Raw genomic sequence first — 17,646 nt, 5'->3', positions numbered from 1 at the left:
GCTATAGTTGAGGTAACTGGGCTTTTTTGTTTGTTAGCTTGATTATGCTAAAACAGGCCTTATTTATATCAAAAGCATACGCGACGAAGATTAGGAGAGAGCATGCTGGACGAGAATCGTATTGAGACTGCTGCTGCATTGGTACCAATGGTAGTTGAGCAAACCGCAAAAGGGGAACGCTCATACGATATTTACTCACGTCTGTTAAAGGAGCGAGTAATATTTTTAGTGGGACCGGTCGAAGATCATATGGCCAATCTCGTAGTGGCTCAAATGTTGTTTCTTGAGTCTGAAAATCCTGAGAAAGACATCTTTTTATACATCAATTCACCCGGTGGCTCGGTCACTGCTGGTATGTCGATTTATGACACTATGCAATTTATTAAGCCCGACGTAAGCACCTTGTGTATTGGGCAGGCATGCAGTATGGGCGCTTTTTTGCTGGCTGGCGGAGCGAAAGAGAAACGCTATGCGCTACCTAACTCGCGAATTATGATTCATCAACCATTGGGTGGTTTTCAAGGTCAGGCTTCTGATATTGAGATACATGCCAAAGAAATCTTGAAAATGCGTGCTACGCTGAATGAAATTCTCGCGTTCCATACGGGACGAGATTTGGCTGATATTGAGCGTGATACTGACCGAGATAACTTTATGAGCGCCGCGGCTGCAGCTGAATATGGTTTGGTGGACAAAGTATTAAGCAACCGAAACGAGAAATAGTCGTTCTAGGTGATATAGCGAAATATTATAACTTGCGATAATTACAGTGGTTTTTAACTGTGATTGCGACAATTTAGGTAAAAACGGCTAACATAGTAGTAAATCGGCTTAATACGGCTGAAGTCTGCAGATTAACCGAATTCGAGGACAGTTCATGACTGATAACAAAGGCTCTGGCGGAAAGGATGACAGCGGTAAGCTGTTGTACTGTTCCTTCTGTGGTAAAAGCCAACACGAAGTCCGCAAGCTGATTGCGGGACCTTCGGTTTTCATATGTGATGAGTGTGTTGAGCTCTGTAACGATATTATTCGTGAAGAAGTCGAAGACATCGTTCAGGAAGCTGAAGGTATTAAATTACCGACTCCAGAAGAGATCAACGAAATCTTAAATGAGTACGTCATTGGCCAAACCCAGGCTAAGAAAGTGTTAGCGGTTGCAGTTTACAACCATTACAAGCGTCTCAACTCAAATGTCTCTAGTAAGTCTGAAGGTGTTGAATTAGGCAAAAGTAATATTTTGCTCGTCGGTCCAACTGGTAGCGGTAAAACCTTACTCGCCGAAACACTCGCAAGGCTTTTGAACGTACCATTTACCATTGCCGACGCGACGACACTGACTGAGGCTGGGTACGTTGGTGAAGATGTTGAAAATATTATCCAGAAGCTGCTGCAGCGTTGCGACTACGATGTCGACAAAGCGCAACAAGGTATTGTTTACATTGATGAAATTGATAAAATTTCGCGCAAAGCTGACAACCCTTCAATTACCCGTGATGTATCTGGAGAAGGTGTACAGCAAGCACTTTTGAAGCTCATTGAAGGCACGGTGGCTTCCGTTCCTCCGCAAGGTGGCCGCAAGCATCCTCAGCAAGAGTTTCTTCAAGTAGACACTCGGAATATCCTGTTTATTTGTGGCGGTGCTTTCGCCGGTCTCGACAAAGTTATCCGAGATCGGTCAGAGAAAAGTGGCATTGGCTTTGGTGCTGAAGTTCGAGCCAAAGATGATTCAAAAAATGTCGGCGAAGTATTGCGAGACTGCGAGCCAGACGATTTAGTGAAATATGGCTTAATTCCAGAGTTTGTAGGGCGCTTACCCATAGTTGCGACCCTTGAAGAGCTCGATGAAGACGCATTGATTCGAATTCTGAAAGAGCCTAAAAATGCATTGACCAAGCAGTATTCAAAGCTCTTTGAAATGGAAGATGTGGTTTTAGAGTTCAGAGAAGATGCTTTACGAGCGGTTGCCCGGAAAGGTATGGAGCGAAAAACTGGTGCTCGTGGATTGCGCTCGATTATGGAAAAAGTCTTGCTAGATACGATGTATAAGCTTCCTTCGATGGAAGGTGTATCGAAAGTTGCTATTGACCAAGCGGTGGTTGATGGTGAGTCTGAGCCGCTGTTGATTTTTGAAAACGACGCCAAGAGCAAAGCGGCATCTGCGGATAACTAATATTATCTTCGCATCCTTAGAAGGCCCGTTTCGGGCCTTTTTTCGTTTAAGCCTATGAGTTTTATTGCGTGGGGCTAAATTCTGTCGAGGAATATTTTTGGCAGGGAATTGAATAATAGTTGTTAACCCCCATAATGAGAGTTAAACCAATTTTATCGAGACAGCAGTTATGTCGAATACAGAATTATCGTCAAATCAGTTACCCGTTCTCCCATTGCGAGATGTTGTGGTATTTCCGCACATGGTAATTCCGCTGTTTGTCGGTCGAGCAAAGTCGATACAAGCCTTAGAGCTGGCCAATGAAGCCGAGTCTAAACATGTCCTACTTTTGGCTCAAAAAGATGCAACAACGGATAACCCGACCGAGTCAGACATCTATACCCTCGGGTGTGTCGCCAAAATTTTGCAGATGCTAAAACTTCCTGATGGCAACGTAAAGGTATTAGTCGAGGGCGTTTACCGAGCGAAAGCATTAGAGCTGAGCGAAGACGAGCAAGTTTTGATGGCCAATATCGAGCCATTAGAAGAGCGATTACCTGAAGATGCCGATGCTGAAGCTCTGTCTCGTTCAGCGACCGACGTTTTTGAAAATTACATAAAGTTGAATAAGAAGGTGCCGCCAGAGATTCTGTCTGCATTGTCTGGTATTGATGATGTTTCCCGACTAGCAGATACCATCGCATCACATTTGAGTCTGAAAGTAGAAGAGAAGCAACGTGTACTTGAAATAGATGACACCAAAGAGCGCTTAGAGCACTTAATGGCGATGATGGAAGGTGAAATTGACGTTCTTAATGTCGAAAAGCGAATCCGTGGTCGTGTTAAAAAGCAAATGGAGCGCAGTCAACGAGAGTATTATTTGAATGAGCAAATGAAAGCCATTCAAAAAGAGCTTGGCGATGGTGATGACTCTTCTAAAGAGCTATCGGAGCTCGAAGAGAAAATCGAACAAGCTAACATGCCCAAAGAGGCGTTAGAAAAAGCGCAAAGCGAACTCCGAAAGTTAAAAATGATGTCTCCTATGTCGGCGGAAGCAACGGTTGTTCGAGGTTACATTGAGTGGATGATCAGTATTCCTTGGGATACACGCGGCGAAATCAAAAAGGATTTAGCCGGTGCGGAAGAGGTTTTAGATGATGACCATTATGGGCTTAAAGAAGTCAAAGAACGAATTTTAGAGTATCTAGCAGTACAGCAACGGGTCGATAAAATTCGTGGTCCAGTGCTTTGTTTGGTTGGCCCTCCGGGTGTTGGTAAAACCTCACTGGGTCGTTCAATCGCAGAAGCCACTGGCCGTGAATATGTTCGAGTGTCACTCGGGGGCGTTAGAGATGAAGCTGAAATTCGCGGCCATCGTCGAACTTATATCGGCTCTATGCCAGGAAAAATTATCCAAAAAATGAGCAAAGTAGGGGTGAAAAACCCGCTCTTCTTACTCGATGAAATTGATAAAATGGCCTCAGATATGCGCGGTGACCCATCATCGGCTCTATTGGAGGTGCTGGATCCTGAGCAAAATGCCAATTTCAACGATCATTATCTAGAAGTCGATTATGATTTGTCTGAAGTTATGTTTATTTGTACGGCTAACTCGATGAATATTCCTGGGCCGTTGTTAGACCGCATGGAAGTTATTCGTATTCCTGGTTATACCGAAGATGAAAAACTAGCGATTGCTGAGAAGTATTTAGTTCCTAAGCAAATTGAACACGCTGGTTTAAAAGACGATGAGCTGAACATACAGAAAGGTGCATTGCGCTCAATGGTACAACATTATACTCGTGAAGCTGGCGTTCGCTCACTGGAGCGCGAAATTGCAAAAGTCTGCCGAAAAGTCGTCAAGCAAGTTACCTTGAAACCACGCTCAAAGAAGCTGTCGGTGACTGAAAAGAATCTTGAAAAATATTTAGGTGTAGAAAAGTTCGACTTTGGTAAGGCATCAGAAGAGCAGCGTATTGGACAAGTAACTGGCTTGGCTTGGACCCAAGTGGGCGGTGACTTGTTAACGATTGAAGCGGTAGCAACCTCAGGTAAAGGTAAAACGCTGTTTACTGGTCAGCTAGGCGATGTGATGCAAGAGTCGATCAAAGCCGCCATGACGGTGGTAAGAAGTCGTGCTCGGCGGTTGGGTATTGTGGAAGATTTTTATGAAAAACACGATATTCATGTTCATGTACCCGAGGGCGCCACACCGAAAGACGGTCCCAGTGCTGGCATTGGAATGTGCACGGCACTGGTCTCCAGTTTAACCGGTATTGCCGTTCACTCTGATGTAGCTATGACAGGTGAAATTACGTTGCGTGGCGAAGTACTGAAAATTGGTGGCTTAAAAGAGAAGTTGTTAGCCGCCCATCGAGGTGGTATCCGCAAAGTGGTGATCCCAAAAGATAATCGTCGAGACTTAGAAGAGATTCCAGCGAATATCGTCGGGGATTTAGAAATTATTCCCGTTCAATGGATCGATGAAGTACTTGAAATTGCTTTGGTCTCATCACCACGAGCGTTAGATGACGAAGCCATGAAAAGTGCAAATGTCGTCAAAGCTTCGGTTGAAACTGCAGAGGTGAATAAGACTCACTAAAGAGAATTGTTAGCGACTTTTTAATTGTTTGGATAACAAAATCAGTATTCGAGATAATTTGCTGAAAAGTGGCAGTCGTTAGCAAATTGTGCAAAAAAACAGCTGTGAGACGAAAAAATAGCCGCTAGGCCGCATAAATACTGGCTTCTTTCAGAAAGTTGCTTGACAGGGATTTTGCCGAGTTGGTATAAAGTTCGCTCGCACATTTGTTGGCAGTGTATAAAGTTAAAAATACGACTGCAAACGTTCGACCACAAAACAATTACAAGGGGAAGTTGAGTGAATAAATCTGAATTGATTGATGCAATTGCATCGGGCGCCGATATTTCAAAAGCGGCAGCGGGACGTGCTTTGGATGCAACTCTAGATGCAATCACTGAGTCACTACGTAAAGGTGATCAGGTTGCATTAGTTGGTTTTGGTACTTTTAGCGTAAAACAACGCGCTGCACGTACTGGCTTAAACCCACAAACGAAAGAAAAGATTCAAATTCCAGCGGCAACGGTTCCTGCATTTAAAGCTGGTAAAGCATTAAAAGACGCGGTAAACTAGCGCGCCTTTGATGGGCGCTTAGCTCAGTTGGGAGAGCATCGCCCTTACAAGGCGAGGGTCACTGGTTCGAGCCCAGTAGCGCCCACCACTTTTCGGGTGGGATAGCTTCAGTAGATTGAAGCAAATGAATAAGGAGCGGTAGTTCAGCTGGTTAGAATACCGGCCTGTCACGCCGGGGGTCGCGGGTTCGAGTCCCGTCCGCTCCGCCAGAAATGAACGCGCCGAGTAAGGCGCGTTTTTTTTATCGTTTTGAGAAGCAAATAAAAAGTTTAGGTACAGCGATATGATGGAAAGTATTCGCACGGGCGTTCAAAAGCCGTGGATAAAGGTATTACTTGCGATAGTTGTCATTTCTTTTATTTTTGCCGGCTATTTTACCGGTGGCAGTTTCGGCAGCAGTGCAGACGCGGTAGCTGAGGTTAACGGGCAAGAAGTTAAGCGCAGCGAGTGGGATAGAAGTGTGAATATTCAGGCGAGCCGGTATGGAGAGCAATTCAACATGATGTTCTCGACCGAAGAACGCCGCCAACAATTTCGACTGAATGTACTCGATTCGCTTGTTAGTTCTAAGCTGGTTGAACAAAAAGTTCTCGACTACGGCTTTTCTGCATCTGGTCAACAAGTTGTATCAGAAATCAAAGATGTTCCAGTGTTTCAAGAAGAGGGCAAGTTTTCGACCGCTCGTCTTGATGACTACTTGAGAAGTCAAGGTCTATCCCGTGCTCAATTTCAGAGAGATGTTGCCAACAACATTGCAATGACACAATTTACTCAGTTGTTTACTGATACTGAGATTGCTCTTGAAAATGAAGCCGTTAGAAAGCTGTTACTTGAGAAGCAGCAGCGCGATGTGAAAAGTGTCACCATTCCTGCTCAGAAATTTTTAGATTCAGTCGACGTTACCGAAGCGGATGTTGAAAGTTACTATCAGGCAAATATGGCGCAATATATGTTACCTGAGTCATTAACCGTTGATTATATTGAGTTAAAGGTAGCCGACACCAAGACGGATATCACGGTACCTGATGAAGAAGTGGAACAGTATTATCAGGGCAATCAAGATCGGTATCGTAAAGAAGAGCAGCGTCAAGTTGCGCACATATTGATTACGACTGAAGAACGATCAAAAGAAGAGGCCAAAGAAAAAGTCGACGCATTGAAGCAGCAACTCGATCAAGGTGCCGACTTTGCCGAGTTAGCCAAAGCAGAGTCAGATGACTTTACCGCAGACCAGGGTGGCGACTTGGGTGTTATCAGTCGAGGCGTTATGGAAGAAAGTTTTGAAAATGCCATGTTTCAACTAAGCCAAGTAGGTGATGTATCTCCGGTGGTCGAAACAAGCTTTGGTTTCCATATCATTAAGTTGTTGAATGTTGAGCAAGGCGAAGTACGTCCGCTTAGTGAAGTTCGAGATGAAATTATTGCCATGCTCAAGCAAGATAAAGCCGAGGCAGCTTTCTTCAAGGTTCAACAAAAAGTGAAAGAATTGGCTTTTGAGAAATACGACTCATTAACTGCAGCGGCCGCCGAGGCTGGTGTAGAGGTTCAAACGAGTACTGCGTTTCCTCCAACCGGCGGACAAGGCATTTTTGCTAACCCTGAGTTAGTGGCTGAAGCTTACGGCGACAAAGTCTTAGTCAATAAACGTAACTCGTCGTTAATTGAAGTGGCTGACGGACATTTTGTGGTGTTAAGAGCGAACACTCATAATGCTTCAAGAACTCAGTCTTTAGAGGAAGTTCGAACCGAAGTAACCGCAAGTGTTCGACAACAAAAGGCTTCGGAAAAAGCCAAAGAAACTGGATTGGCGATCAAAGAGAAATTGGAGAACCTTTCTAGTGCGGCTGATCTACTTGCTTCTTTGGAACTTGAGTGGAAAGAAGCCAAAAATATACGCAGAAACTCTACTGAGTTAGGCTTTGAAGTTACACAGTTGGCATTTAAAGCACCAAAACCTGATGTTAAGCCTTCGATAGTGAGTAAAGAGGCATTGAACGGTGACTTTATTCTTGTTCAAGTCGTGAACGTCCAAGATTTCGATGCATCTAAACTTACTGAAGCAGAAAAAAGTCAAGCGATTGCACGAATCAAGCGAGGCTACACTGATACCTCTTATGCTTCCTTCGTGGGGGCGCTGAAAGACGATGCTGAGATTGTGAAGTTTCAAGAGCGAATAGAGCAACAGTAATAATTCGTTAAAAAAGCCGGGAGATTCCCGGCTTTTTGCATTATTGGATAGAGAAAATTCTTAGTTAACTGACATAGCCGACCTGTTTAAAGAGACTTTCTATTCTCGTCATACCGAGTTAGCATAGTCGCGGAAATTTTTTAAGATTGAGGCATTTAGAATGGTTATTAAGCCAAAAATTCGTGGTTTTATTTGTACTAATGCTCATCCGGTTGGATGCGAAGCTTCGGTAAATGAGCAGATAGAATATGTTAAAGGGCAAGGCCAAGTTGATTGTCCCAAAAATGTTTTGGTTATTGGTTGCTCAACAGGTTATGGATTGGCTTCACGGATTACCGCCGCATTTGGAGCACAAGCAAATACATTGGGTGTTTGCTTCGAGAAAGAGCCAAGCGAAAAGAAAACCGCCACCGCAGGTTGGTATAATACCGCGGCCTTCCATAAAGCGGCTAAAGATGCTGGCCTTTATTGCAAGACTTTAAATGGTGATGCTTTTTCAAATGAAATGAAAGAGCAGGTGATCGATTTAATAAAAAATGATTTAGGAAAAATTGATTTAGTTATTTATTCGTTGGCATCACCGCGTCGTACCGATCCTGTATCAGGCAATACTTATAATTCTCAGCTGAAGCCAATCGGTAAACAGTACACCACTAAAACGTTTGATACGAGTAAAGAACTGGTTCACGAAGTCACTTTGGAGCCAGCCACACAGGACGATATTGATAATACCGTTAAGGTGATGGGCGGCGAAGATTGGGAACTTTGGATGGCGGCACTCGCAGAATCTGGCGTCTTGGCCGATAACTGCAAAACCACCGCGTATACTTATATCGGAAAAGAGCTTACATGGCCAATTTATGGACATGCAACGATCGGAAAAGCAAAAGAAGACTTGGATAGAGCCGCGGCTGCGTTAAATGCTAAGTATCAAGACTTAAACTTAGCTGCTTATGTGTCTTCTCTTAAAGCCGTGGTCACTCAAGCAAGCTCTGCCATTCCTGTGATGCCCTTGTACATTTCATTAATGTTTAAAGTGATGAAAGAAGAGGGATGTCATGAAGGCGTAATTGAGCAAATTTATGGCTTGTTCGATAACTTACTCTTTGCTGAAAACCCACCGCTTGATGAAGCTCGACGTTTACGCATGGATACAGTCGAAACCAATGATGATATTCAAGGAAAAATAAAGCAACGTTGGGACTTAGTGAATACTGAAAACTTTGCTGAGTTAGGTGACTATAAAGGTTACCACCTAGACTTTTTGAAGTTATTTGGTTTTGGATTTGAACAAGTTGATTACGAAGCGGATGTTGATCCTCAGGTAAATTGGATATAAATTTTTCGATTCGACATTTTACAAAGCCATGCCTCTCGATAAGTAAAGCTGAGCTTTTATGAGAGAGGCCAATGACAAGTGACCAATTGACCCGCAATATTGCGGGTTTTTGGTTTTGATTCTATGCATTCTTCTTTTGCATAAGGACAACGAGCCGCAAACGAACAACCATCTGCTGAATTTGCCTTCAACTTAAAGTCTCGACTATGGGTCTTTTTGAGAAATGAAACGGTATGCCGATAAGTCGGTGTACTCGATAGCAGTTTGCGAGTGTATGGATGCATTGGCGAGTCAAAGATTTGGTCAACTTCTCCATACTCCATCATTTGACCGCGATACATCACCATAACCTGATCACTGATATGCTCAACGACGCCTAGGTCGTGAGAAATAAATACGTAAGAGAGCTCTAGCTCTTCTTGCAGTTTCATTAACAGGTTTAATATTTGCGCTTGTACCGACACATCGAGCGCACTCAATGGCTCATCCGCAACAATGACTTCAGGATCAAGTATCAGCGCTCTTGCGATGGCAATACGTTGCTGCTGACCACCTGAGAACATATGAGGAAAGCGCGAGGTATGTTCCGGTCTGAGACCGACTTTTTTTAACACTTCGATCACTAGGTCTTTGCGTTGCTTACTCTCTAAGTTGGTATTAATTTTTAATGGCTCTTCGAGCGTTGAGCCAACACGTGAGTGTGGGTTAAGAGAACTTTGAGGATTCTGAAAAACCATACGTACTTTTTGCAGTGTGCGCTTACGCTCTTGACTGTGTAAGGTTGAAATGTCTTGATTATTAATTAAGATTCTGCCTTCGCTAGGGGCTTCGATTCCAACCAGTTGACGAGCAAGCGATGATTTTCCTGAGCCCGACTCACCCACAATGGCTAACGTTTGGCCTTGATAAAGTTGAAAGGTAATGTTGTCGATTGCCCGCAATACTTTATTTGGTGTTCGCCAATCAGAGAGACGGTAATTTTTAGTTAAATTTTCTACGGATAATACCGGTGCTTTCATCAACTACTCTCCCTGTGACAAACTATCTTTGGCCAATGGAAAGTGGCAGCGAACGAGCCCGTGACTTTCAATCATTTCAAGTCGTGGCGACTTAACACATTCTTTAGAAGCGCGAGGACATCGCGGACCTAGCCGACAACCCACTGGAAGGTGATCGATCGCTGGAATGATCCCTTTTAATGAGTATAAACGTTGTCCTTTATGATGACGCTCGCCTATGTGTGGAATACTTTCAAGCAGTGCTCGACTGTATGGGTGTCGAGGACTTTGTAGTATATTTTGCGTGTCGGCGTTCTCCATAATTTGACCACTGTACATGACGCATACGCGTTGAGTTGATTCAGACAGCAAGGCAAAATCATGCGTAATAAGCATAAGACCCATGCCGTGTCGCCGATTCAATTCTAGCAGCAATTCGATAATTTGAGCTTGAATGGTCACATCGAGAGCGGTGGTCGGCTCATCTGCAATGAGTAGTTGTGGGCGAGCAGCCACTGCCATTGCTATCATCACACGCTGATTCATTCCCCCTGATAACTGATGAGGATACTGTCTTAGACGAGTTTCTGGATCATTGATGCCAACGGCATGGAGTAATTCTATTGCCTGTTCTTGTTGCCGCTTTCTTTGTCTGGTGCCATGAATTTTAATCGTTTCTCTCAATTGTGAACCGATAGTAAAACAAGGATTTAAACTCGATTGAGGTTCCTGAAAAATGATACTGGCATTTTGTGCAACGTAATGACGCCGAGCTTCACCGGATAATTTCATTAAATCTTGATTGTTCAAAGCCATATAGTCAGCGGTCAGTCGTGCATTCGGTGACAGTAAGCCCATCACCGCGAGAGCCATCATGCTTTTGCCTGATCCCGACTCTCCGACAACCCCTAATACCTCTGCTGATTCCATGCGAAGAGACACTTTATCAAGCACACGCACATACCCTTTGTGGGTAGGAAACTCAACGCTTAAGTTTTCAATGTGCAACAAACTCATTAGGGGTGTTCCTTCGGGTTCAGAGCGTCACGCAAGCCATCGCCAAGTAAATTAATACTTAATACGGTAATTAAAATGGCCAATCCTGGAATGGTCACTGTCCAAGGAGCAAGCTGAATAAACGCGCGTGACTGCGACAAAATAGTTCCCCACTCTGGGTTGGGTGGCTGTGCTCCCATACCAAGAAACCCCAGCGCGGCAATATCAATAAGGGCCGTCGAAAACGCTAAGGTAACTTGAACCACCAGTGGTGGCAAAATGTTCGGTAATATCGAGTGAGTGAACAGACGAATGGAGTTGGCGCCATCCAGTTTTGCTGCCAAAACATAGTCTTTTGCCATCTCTTCTCGGATTGACGCTCGAACGATCCTGACAAAATGAGGAATAAGAACAATAGCGACAGCGTAGATAGCGTTGGGTAAACCCGGACCAATAATCGCGACGATAACGATCGCTAACAGCAATGATGGAATCGCAAGAATAATATCCATTACTCGTAAAATACTGTACTCAATACCGCCTCTTGTCAGGCCCGCGATAGCGCCTAAGGCGATCCCAACTGCTGCTGCAATAACCACGACTAATGCCGAGAGCCCCAGTGACAACCGAGAGCCATAAACAATGCGAGAAAATAAATCTCTACCGAGATCATCCGTACCTAATAGGTGACGATTTACACCATCAGCAGTCCAAGCCGGTGGATAGCGTAAATAGTCAGAAAATTGCTCGGTTGGATCAAAGGGAGCAATCAATGGACTAAAGATTGCCATTAAAACAATCAAGGTCAGTACAATAAGCCCAACCAAGGCGCCTTTATGTTTACGAAATTTGCGCCAAAATTGTGATAAACGACCTGGAACGGGAGCATCTTTATAAATTTTTACTTCCATCATTTGCGCCGCCTCAGTCTTGGGTTAATTGCATTGTAAGCGACATCGACGGCGGCATTGATAAAGACCACAAAAAACGCAATTAAAATCACGCCTCCTTGAATGGTGGGAAAGTCCCGACGATAAATTGCTTCTACCATCCACTTACCAACACCAGGCCAAGCAAATATAGTTTCCGTTAATATCGCACCAGTTAACAATACGCTGCTTTGCAAACCGATAACCGTCACGAGTGAGATCAAGGCATTTCTTAAGCCATGTACCCAAATAATTTTCTGATCACTAACACCTTTGGCTTTTGCCGTTAGAATGTAATCAGCATTCAAGACTTCAATCATAGACGAGCGTGTCATTCTAGCGATGGCTGCCAATGGCACCGTTGCTAAAACAATGGAAGGTAATATTAAGTGCTTAAGAGCATCGCCAAACGCTGACATTTGATATTTTGGATAAGCAATGAGCGAGTCAACCAACATGAGTCCAGTCATGGGCTCGACATCGTAGACATAACTTATTCTTCCGGCGACAGGGGTCCACCCTAGGCCAAGTGAAAAAAATAAAATAAGTAACATTCCCCACCAGAAAATTGGCATGGAATATCCGATAAGAGAAGTGCTCATGACTAAGTTATCAATCCAAGTACTTTTCTTAACCGCAGCGAGCACGCCAAGCGTTACACCAATAACAATGGCGATCAGTGAAGCAAAAATTGCAAGCTCAAAAGTCGCTGGGAAAAAAGTGAGGAACTCATCAAACACTGGACGGTTGGTTACTATTGAGTGACCAAAGTCTCCTTGAATGATATTGGATAAGTAAATTATGTATTGGTGCAGTAGCGACTGATCGAGACCTAACGCGATAAATGCTTTTTCGTACTCTTCTGATCCTGGCGTTAGGTTGCCATAATTAACGACGACAGGATCCCCTGGTAAAAATTGCGTCAACAAGAAAAATACAGTGGTGATGCCGATAAAGCTCAAGCCCAAAATCACCAGTTGTCGGAGCAAAATAACGATCATTACTTTGACTCCTCAGTATCTAAATGAACACCACTGAAAAATATCCCGCCTGAAAGCGAAAGGTTTAGGTTTTTCACTCGTTTGTTGACGATAATATTTTGGCGAGTATGCGCGATGGTTAACCACGGCGCCTGACTCTTGAATAACTTTTGTGCTCGCTGATAGAGTAACGTGCGCTGTTTTAAGTTGGATATTGCTTGAGCATCTTTTATGATGGCGTCGAACTCTTCATGGCACCAAAATGCCGAGTTTTGGCCTGGAATTGTCGCTTCACAGCTGAGTAGTGAACTCATAAAGTTATCCGGATCACCATTGTCAGCAATCCAACCTTGAAGCGCTGTTTGATGCTCGCCAAGTTTAACTTTTTGCAAAAATGTTCCTACTTCATAGGTAATTATTTTTGCCCTAACACCGATGTCTTTAAGGTCTTGCTGTATTAACTCTGCTGTTTTTACACTGTTCGGGTTGTAAGCTCTTTGTTCTGGGAAGGTCCAAATATCAATTTCGAAGCCATTTGGATAGCCTGCTTTGTACAGTAAGTTACGCGCCAATTGCGGGTTATATTCATATTCTGGAATATCATCAAGATGTGACCACATATTCGGTGGAATAGGGTTTCTCGCTTTTTCCGCGAGCCCGAAGTAAACCGCTTTTAAAATGGCTTCGCGATTAATCGCATGATTTAGCGCTCTTCGAACATCCAGGTTATCCAGTGGTGGTTTGCGTGTATTAAATGCCCAGTATGCGATATTTAAGCCTCTTTGACTTAATACATTGATGTTTGATTGTTGGGTTAACGTTTTTATTTGTATGGGCAGTGGGTTGCTCATAACATCACATTCTCCCGCGGTCATTCTGGCAAAGCGAAGTGATGGGTCGGGCGTAATAGCGAATACCAAGTTTTCGAGAGATTCAGCACCTTTCCAATATTGCTCATGTCGTTTGTAACGTATATAAGCGTCAGCTTGATATCGAATAAACCGAAAAGGGCCGGTACCGATTGGCTTTTGGATAATATCGCCTTTGCGACCTAGCTCAATTAGCTTTTGCCCATACTCCGCCGACATTATCGATGTAAACTCCATTGCCATTACTGACAAGAATGGGCTGTATGGTCGCGAGAGTTGAAATTGAATGGTGTGTTGATCAATGACGTTGATGGTCTGAATTAAACGGTTTAAGCCTTGAAAGTTAAAGTAGGCAAAGTCTCTGTTACCGACTCTATGGTACGGATGGTTTGGATTTTTCTGGCGCTCGAAAGAAAACAATACATCGTCCGCTGTCATAAATCGGCTGGGTGTAAAGGCTTCATTACTATGAAAAGCTACCTTCTTTCGAAGGTAAAAAGTATACAGGGTTCCGGTTGTGTCAATCTTCCAGCGTTCTGCCAACGATGGTTGAATCTCAACGGTTCCAGGTTTAAATTCGACCAGTCGGTTGTAGACTTGTCGCGCCGAAGCATCAAATGCTGTTCCTATGGTTACGGTGTGTGGATCGAAACTATCTGGGCTACCCTCTGAACAGTAGATTAAGGTGTTTGAGTATGCTTCTTTTTCAATGTCACTTTGTTCGCAGCTCACGAGCAGTAAACTACTAGTCACGAGCAAAGTGAGCGTCAATGTAAACTTTTTGATTAAAGGATTCATCGCTTTTGCTAGCCATCAATGAGGCTATATTTTTTAAGATAGCCACGCAGCTGATGATAAGTTAGGTTTAAAAGCTCAGCCGTCTTTTTCTGATTAAATTGGGCGTGTTCAAGAGCCTGTTTGATGACGTTAATTTCAGTATCTTGGGAATATTGTTTTAAGTCTAACGGAAACTCAATTCCGGCGGGTGCTTTATTAGGCGTGTTCGAGCTGACTGGTTTTTTTGATTGCCCTGGGCGAAATGGAGATTCGAAGGGATCCAAATTTAGTGCCTCAATAGGAGAGTCAGTGGCGTTCAAATAAATACTCCGCTCAATCACATTCTTGAGTTCTCGAACATTACCTGGCCAATGATAGTCTATTAACTGGTTTTCTGCATACTCACTAAACCCCTTGAAAACAGACTCTCCGAGTTCAACGGACATTTTTACTGCGAAATGATGAGCCAATAAAAGTAGATCTTCTTTGCGTTCTCGCAACGGCGGGAGCGTAATTACATCGAAGGCCAGTCGATCCAAAAGATCGTGTCGAAATTTACCTTGCTCGGCCAGCGTCGGTAAGTCTTCGTTGGTCGCCGCAACTAAGCGAACATCGACGGTCAAGGTACGGTTGCCCCCGACTCTTTCAAACTCACCGTACTCAATCACCCGTAACAACTTTTCTTGCACCAAGGGTGAAGAGGTTGCTAATTCATCAAGAAACAGGGTTCCTCGGTCGGCAAGTTCAAATCGACCTGAGTGTTTTCCTTTTGCACCAGTAAATGAGCCTGCTTCGTGGCCAAAGAGTTCCGACTCTAAAAGGTTCTCGTTAATGGCGGCGCAATTGAGCTTGATAAAAGGCTGTTCCCAGCGCGACGATAGGTAATGAAGGCGTGACGCTATTAACTCTTTACCAGTTCCGCGCTCACCCACGACGAGAACAGGGCGGTTCAGCGCAGCGGCTCGAGAAACTTTTTCTAAGCACTCTAAAAAACAACTCGATTCGCCAATTAAATTATCCGGTTCTCTTAAGGGCATTCCTGTCATCGCTTTGAGAATTAGTGAATTTCACGACATTTTGGTAAGTTTAACCTCAAGCTGCATTCGATTACTAGTCTTCTGTACGAAAAAGCCCGATTAAACAATATGTTACCTGATTTTGAATGGATGGCATGGTATTTGTAAGCATACAAACAGGTAACTAACGCGATCGCTCAACATTGCCGTCGAATGGTTGAAGTGGGTTGAGAGGATCGTGTTGTTGATTAGAACGGAGGTAAGACAATGAAGTCGAGTCGTATAAATTATCAGAGCAGCAATAGCCGTTACCGGAGGCTTGGCGCTAACGTTATGACAAAAGTGACCATGCAACAGGTACGCAATTCGGTCGTATTAGGCTTGGCCATTTTAGGTTCTTTGTTGTTTGCATTATCGTTCAATGATGAACAGACAGAAATGACGCCTGCGGCAGTTGAATATATTTTTAACCCAATTCGAGTGGTTTTAGAGCCCGTTCCAGAAACACTCAAAAAAGAGCAGTGGAGTATTGAGTCGTGAGTATTTTTTCGCGTTTTGCCGACATTATTAATTCGAACATGAATGCGCTTCTAGAAAAAGCCGAGAATCCTGAAAAGTTGATTCGCATGATCATTCAAGAAATGGAAGATACGTTAGTGGAAGTTCGTACTTCATCGGCAAAAACACTGGCAGATAAAAAAGAGTTATTGCGCCGTTTAGAGTGGCTCAATCAAGAAGTGGATGACTGGCGCAGCAAAGCCGAATTGGCTTTGCAAAAAGAGCGTGAAGATTTGGCAAAAGCGGCATTGGCCGAAAAGCATAAACTCGAAGCGCAACGTGCTGAGCTCGAGAGTCAAATTCTCCACCTCGATGAAACGATTGGCAAGCTCACTCAAGAGATCAATCAATTACAGGAAAAATTGATTGATGCTAGAACTCGTCAACAAGCGTTACAAACTCGATTTAATGCCCAACAATCGCGAGTGAAAATCAGCCGCAAGCTGTATCAAGCTGACGCAGGTAATGTGGTAGAGAAGTATCAGAGCATTGAGAGAAAACTGGATCAGATGGAAGCCGAAGTGGAGGCCAATCAAGTAAGCAGCAAACCCAACTTGAAAAGCCAAATTGAGGAATTGGAAGCTCAAGATAAAGTTGAGAGCGAGTTGAAGTCTTTGAAAGAAAAACTGAAGCAACCAAAGAACGCTGAGTAAGCAAGTCAATTGGGAGGTTAATTAAATGTCCGACGAAGTGATGTTTATCTTAGGAGCGATATTTTTGGTCGTCGTTGTTCCTTATTGGTTAAAACTGCATTATCGAGGAGAAAAAAACACGAAATCGAGCGAGTCAAAAGTTACCAATAAATCAACGTCAACGTCAGAGCCTGAAAAAGTTGAACAACTTCACTTGCTTGCCGAACAGTTGACCGAACGAGTGAAAAATTTAGAGTCGATTTTAGATGACAAAGCTCCCGGTTGGAGAACGAATCATGGGCGCTGATATATTTAAAACACCGTTGCGTCGAGATCGTCATCGGAGCAAAATAGCAGGCGTGTGTGCTGGTGTTGCTCGCTCATTGGAGGTCGAACCATGGGTGGTGCGATTGGCTGTGGTGTTGGCCTTTTTGTTCACGGCAGGTGGACCCATAATTATTGCTTATTTAATTGCGTACTTACTGCTCGATGCCGATGGACCAATCAAACCCGGCTCGACAGAGCAAAAAGTTGCCCGCTGCGTATCCGATATTAAGGGAGCTGTGTCGGATAAAGTCAAAAGTTCAAAACCGAAACACGATATTCAAGTGATTGAAAATAAACTACATTCATTAAAACAGCGATTAGAAAAGATGGAAGCCGAGGTAACATCGCCGCGATTTATTTTGGAACAAGAGCTGTCTAATATTAAGCAATAGGTGGTACTGGTCGTACCACCAACTATTGCATTTTTAACCCTTTTTATTTCCCTTCTTCGTTGAGCAAAAAAGCACCATTTTTTGCGGATATTCAATTGTTTATTATTCTGCGATCTCATTGACTATGACGGTATAAGTGTTTATATTCGATGCGATTCGCGAATCTCGTATTTTTGCGGGCTTTGCTGTTTTCTTTTTAGAACAAAGAAAATCGCCTAAGTTTTGGCCATTTCGGTGTTTTAAAGAAGAGATTGGTCGACAGCTGGGCAAATTGGGGCAGTTTGGAGTATTAAACAAGCTGTAATATCCAGCATAACTTTCATAGCAAACTCAGGAAGT

16 protein-coding genes and 2 tRNA genes are annotated in these 17,646 nt (G+C 43.6%); 12 read left to right on the top strand and 6 right to left on the bottom strand.

Translation table 11 applies throughout. The annotated features are described in order from the left end of the window. Positions 1 to 102: 102 nt before the first annotated feature. The 8 genes from clpP to fabV all read left to right on the top strand — a co-directional run bounded on the left by clpP (position 103) and on the right by fabV (position 8,833). Positions 103 to 723, top strand: a complete 621-nt coding sequence (gene clpP / locus Q9312_RS06585; RefSeq protein WP_309203793.1) for an ATP-dependent Clp endopeptidase proteolytic subunit ClpP — start codon at positions 103 to 105, stop codon at positions 721 to 723. A 154-nt stretch (positions 724 to 877) separates the two neighbouring features. Further along, positions 878 to 2,173 (top strand): ATP-dependent Clp protease ATP-binding subunit ClpX, encoded by a 1,296-nt coding sequence (gene clpX, locus Q9312_RS06580; RefSeq protein WP_309203792.1) that lies wholly within the window; start codon positions 878 to 880, stop codon positions 2,171 to 2,173. A 169-nt stretch (positions 2,174 to 2,342) separates the two neighbouring features. Next, on the top strand, positions 2,343 to 4,754 hold the full coding sequence (lon, locus tag Q9312_RS06575; RefSeq protein WP_309203791.1) for an endopeptidase La: 2,412 nt from the start codon (positions 2,343 to 2,345) through the stop codon (positions 4,752 to 4,754). Positions 4,755 to 5,033: 279 nt separating this feature from the next. After that, positions 5,034 to 5,306 carry an HU family DNA-binding protein gene (locus Q9312_RS06570; RefSeq protein ID WP_309203790.1) on the top strand — a complete coding sequence of 91 codons (273 nt, stop codon included), beginning with the start codon at positions 5,034 to 5,036 and terminating at the stop codon, positions 5,304 to 5,306. 12 nt (positions 5,307 to 5,318) lie between these two features. Next, positions 5,319 to 5,394 (top strand) — tRNA-Val (locus tag Q9312_RS06565). Positions 5,395 to 5,438: 44 nt separating this feature from the next. After that, positions 5,439 to 5,515: transfer RNA gene (locus tag Q9312_RS06560), tRNA-Asp, on the top strand. 74 nt (positions 5,516 to 5,589) lie between these two features. Continuing rightward, a complete protein-coding gene (locus Q9312_RS06555; RefSeq protein WP_309203789.1) occupies positions 5,590 to 7,494 on the top strand; it encodes a SurA N-terminal domain-containing protein in 1,905 nt (634 codons plus the stop codon). 160 nt (positions 7,495 to 7,654) lie between these two features. After that, a complete protein-coding gene (fabV, locus tag Q9312_RS06550; RefSeq protein ID WP_309203788.1) occupies positions 7,655 to 8,833 on the top strand; it encodes an enoyl-ACP reductase FabV in 1,179 nt (392 codons plus the stop codon). Between the two features lie 56 nt (positions 8,834 to 8,889). Here the strand turns inward: fabV and Q9312_RS06545 are convergent, their stop codons facing one another. Genes Q9312_RS06545 through pspF form a run of 6 tightly spaced genes read right to left on the bottom strand, consistent with a single transcriptional unit; the run spans position 8,890 to position 15,419 of the window. Further along, positions 8,890 to 9,852, bottom strand: coding sequence for an ABC transporter ATP-binding protein (locus Q9312_RS06545; RefSeq protein WP_309203787.1), 963 nt, complete (start codon positions 9,850 to 9,852; stop codon positions 8,890 to 8,892). Positions 9,853 to 9,855: 3 nt separating this feature from the next. Next, a complete protein-coding gene (locus tag Q9312_RS06540) occupies positions 9,856 to 10,848 on the bottom strand; it encodes an ABC transporter ATP-binding protein (RefSeq protein ID WP_309203786.1) in 993 nt (330 codons plus the stop codon). Continuing rightward, positions 10,848 to 11,741 carry an ABC transporter permease subunit gene (locus Q9312_RS06535; RefSeq protein ID WP_309203785.1) on the bottom strand — a complete coding sequence of 298 codons (894 nt, stop codon included), beginning with the start codon at positions 11,739 to 11,741 and terminating at the stop codon, positions 10,848 to 10,850. The genes Q9312_RS06540 and Q9312_RS06535 overlap by 1 nt, the downstream gene beginning before the upstream one ends. Continuing rightward, positions 11,738 to 12,757: an ABC transporter permease gene (locus tag Q9312_RS06530; protein ID WP_309203784.1), complete on the bottom strand. Its 1,020-nt coding sequence runs from the start codon at positions 12,755 to 12,757 to the stop codon at positions 11,738 to 11,740. The genes Q9312_RS06535 and Q9312_RS06530 overlap by 4 nt, the downstream gene beginning before the upstream one ends. Then, positions 12,757 to 14,403, bottom strand: a complete 1,647-nt coding sequence (locus Q9312_RS06525; protein WP_309203783.1) for an ABC transporter substrate-binding protein — start codon at positions 14,401 to 14,403, stop codon at positions 12,757 to 12,759. Before Q9312_RS06525 ends, Q9312_RS06530 begins: the two co-directional genes overlap by 1 nt. An 8-nt stretch (positions 14,404 to 14,411) precedes the next feature. After that, positions 14,412 to 15,419, bottom strand: coding sequence for a phage shock protein operon transcriptional activator (gene pspF, locus Q9312_RS06520; RefSeq protein ID WP_309203782.1), 1,008 nt, complete (start codon positions 15,417 to 15,419; stop codon positions 14,412 to 14,414). Positions 15,420 to 15,665: 246 nt separating this feature from the next. Here pspF and Q9312_RS06515 point away from each other — a divergent pair, with 246 nt between their 5' ends. Genes Q9312_RS06515 through Q9312_RS06500 form a run of 4 tightly spaced genes read left to right on the top strand, consistent with a single transcriptional unit; the run spans position 15,666 to position 17,307 of the window. Continuing rightward, positions 15,666 to 15,938: a hypothetical protein gene (locus Q9312_RS06515; protein WP_309203781.1), complete on the top strand. Its 273-nt coding sequence runs from the start codon at positions 15,666 to 15,668 to the stop codon at positions 15,936 to 15,938. Next, entirely contained in the window at positions 15,935 to 16,609 is a 675-nt protein-coding gene (gene pspA, locus Q9312_RS06510) for a phage shock protein PspA (RefSeq protein WP_309203780.1), read from the top strand. The genes Q9312_RS06515 and pspA overlap by 4 nt, the downstream gene beginning before the upstream one ends. A gap of 25 nt (positions 16,610 to 16,634) precedes the next feature. Continuing rightward, complete coding sequence (gene pspB, locus Q9312_RS06505; protein WP_309203779.1) at positions 16,635 to 16,895, top strand: envelope stress response membrane protein PspB; 261 nt, start codon at positions 16,635 to 16,637, stop codon at positions 16,893 to 16,895. Further along, positions 16,885 to 17,307, top strand: coding sequence for a PspC domain-containing protein (locus Q9312_RS06500; protein ID WP_309203778.1), 423 nt, complete (start codon positions 16,885 to 16,887; stop codon positions 17,305 to 17,307). Before pspB ends, Q9312_RS06500 begins: the two co-directional genes overlap by 11 nt. The last annotated feature ends 339 nt before the right edge of the window (positions 17,308 to 17,646 follow it).

Source organism: Pleionea litopenaei, from assembly GCF_031198435.1.
Classification (GTDB): Bacteria; Pseudomonadota; Gammaproteobacteria; order Enterobacterales; family Kangiellaceae; genus Pleionea; species Pleionea litopenaei.
Note: the sequence above shows the minus strand (reverse complement) of the source record. Positions and strands in the feature narration are given on the sequence as shown.

Excerpts from the sequence above, each read along its gene's own strand:
- clpP (WP_309203793.1), top strand. The coding sequence starts at position 103 with ATGCTGGACGAGAATCGTATTGAGACTGCTGCTGCATTGGTACCAATG.
- clpX (WP_309203792.1), top strand. The coding sequence starts at position 878 with ATGACTGATAACAAAGGCTCTGGCGGAAAGGATGACAGCGGTAAGCTG.
- lon (WP_309203791.1), top strand. The coding sequence starts at position 2,343 with ATGTCGAATACAGAATTATCGTCAAATCAGTTACCCGTTCTCCCATTG.
- Q9312_RS06555 (WP_309203789.1), top strand. The coding sequence starts at position 5,590 with ATGATGGAAAGTATTCGCACGGGCGTTCAAAAGCCGTGGATAAAGGTA.
- fabV (WP_309203788.1), top strand. The coding sequence starts at position 7,655 with ATGGTTATTAAGCCAAAAATTCGTGGTTTTATTTGTACTAATGCTCAT.
- Q9312_RS06545 (WP_309203787.1), bottom strand. The coding sequence starts at position 9,852 with ATGAAAGCACCGGTATTATCCGTAGAAAATTTAACTAAAAATTACCGT.
- Q9312_RS06540 (WP_309203786.1), bottom strand. The coding sequence starts at position 10,848 with ATGAGTTTGTTGCACATTGAAAACTTAAGCGTTGAGTTTCCTACCCAC.
- Q9312_RS06535 (WP_309203785.1), bottom strand. The coding sequence starts at position 11,741 with ATGATGGAAGTAAAAATTTATAAAGATGCTCCCGTTCCAGGTCGTTTA.
- Q9312_RS06530 (WP_309203784.1), bottom strand. The coding sequence starts at position 12,757 with ATGATCGTTATTTTGCTCCGACAACTGGTGATTTTGGGCTTGAGCTTT.
- Q9312_RS06525 (WP_309203783.1), bottom strand. The coding sequence starts at position 14,403 with ATGAATCCTTTAATCAAAAAGTTTACATTGACGCTCACTTTGCTCGTG.
- pspF (WP_309203782.1), bottom strand. The coding sequence starts at position 15,419 with ATGCCCTTAAGAGAACCGGATAATTTAATTGGCGAATCGAGTTGTTTT.
- Q9312_RS06515 (WP_309203781.1), top strand. The coding sequence starts at position 15,666 with ATGAAGTCGAGTCGTATAAATTATCAGAGCAGCAATAGCCGTTACCGG.
- pspB (WP_309203779.1), top strand. The coding sequence starts at position 16,635 with ATGTCCGACGAAGTGATGTTTATCTTAGGAGCGATATTTTTGGTCGTC.
- Q9312_RS06500 (WP_309203778.1), top strand. The coding sequence starts at position 16,885 with ATGGGCGCTGATATATTTAAAACACCGTTGCGTCGAGATCGTCATCGG.